Origin of the sequence: Cellulomonas septica (assembly GCF_012396155.1) — a bacterium.
In the GTDB taxonomy this organism is placed as follows: Bacteria; Actinomycetota; Actinomycetes; order Actinomycetales; family Cellulomonadaceae; genus Cellulomonas; species Cellulomonas septica.
Map to the genome: position 1 here is coordinate 1 of NZ_JAAXOY010000875.1, position 1,149 is coordinate 1,149.

The following is a 1,149-nucleotide window of genomic DNA, read 5'->3' on the forward strand; positions in this document are numbered from 1 at the left end:
GGCGTGCAGCCGGTGCCGGACCTCGTCACGTACCAGTGACGTCGCGCGCCGGGTCCCGGCGGATGCCGGTCAGTGCGCGGCGGCGCGCCGCCGGCGCGGGACGAGGTGCAGGACGGCGACGATCACCGCGCCGACGACGAGGCCGACGAGCGCCGACCCGAGCGTGTCGACGAGCCACGCGAGCACCCCGCCGACGCCCGGCACGTGGTGCACGGCCTCCTCGAGGTGGTGCAGCACGTCGATCGGCCCGTGCCAGCCGAGGGTGTCGACGCCGGACAGCAGGATGTGCCCGCCGACCCACAGCATCGCCACGATGCCGACCGTCGACAGCACCGACAGCACCTTCGGCATCGCGCGGACCAGGACACGGCCCGTGGCCGCCGCCGCCCGGTTCTCGCGGCCCGCGAGGTGCAGCCCGATGTCGTCCATCTTCACGATGAGCGCGACGACGCCGTAGACGAGGGCCGTGATCGCGAGCGCGACGACGGCCAGGATCAGCGCGCGGGACAGCAGGGGCTCGTCGGCGACCTCGTTGAGGGCGATGACCATGATCTCGGCGGACAGGATGAAGTCCGTGCGGATCGCGCCGCCGACCATCGTCTTCTCGGTGTCGGCACCCTGCGCCGCGGCGGGCGTGCTCGTGTGCTCCTTCGCGTGCCCGCTGACGAGCTCCCAGATCTTCTCCGCGCCCTCGTACGACAGGTACGCGCCGCCGACCATGAGGATCGGCGTCAGCAGCCACGGCAGGAACTGGCTCAGCAGCAGGGCCGCCGGGAGGATGAACAGCAGCTTGTTGCGCAGCGACCCGACGGCGATGCGGCGGATGATCGGCAGCTCCCGGTCGGGCGTGAACCCGTGCACGTAGCGCGGCGTGACGGCGGTGTCGTCGATCACCACGCCCGCGGCCTTCGCGCTCGCCCGCCCCGCGGCCGCGCCCACGTCGTCGACCGACGCCGCCGCGAGCTTCGCGAGCGCCGCGATGTCGTCCAGGAGGGCCGCGAGACCGCCTGCCATCACCATCTCCTTCACCGGCCCGCAGGCCGTCCGTGGTGGCGCCGCGTTCGGTCGCCTCGCGCAAGGCTAGGGCGCGGCGGGCCGGTCGGCGCGTCACGTCCGCCGGCCCCGCCCGACCGGGTGGGCCGCCCGCAC

Annotated in this window: 1 protein-coding gene; it reads right to left on the reverse strand. The window is 74.1% G+C overall.

Annotated elements, in window-relative coordinates:
- Window positions 1–69: 69 nt before the first annotated feature.
- Window positions 70–1,014 carry a DUF808 domain-containing protein gene (locus tag HGA02_RS19960; RefSeq protein WP_168681168.1) on the reverse strand — a complete coding sequence of 315 codons (945 nt, stop codon included), beginning with the start codon at window positions 1,012–1,014 and terminating at the stop codon, window positions 70–72.
- Window positions 1,015–1,149 lie beyond the last annotated feature (135 nt).

Excerpts from the sequence above, each read along its gene's own strand:
- HGA02_RS19960 (WP_168681168.1), bottom strand. The coding sequence starts at position 1,014 with ATGGCAGGCGGTCTCGCGGCCCTCCTGGACGACATCGCGGCGCTCGCG.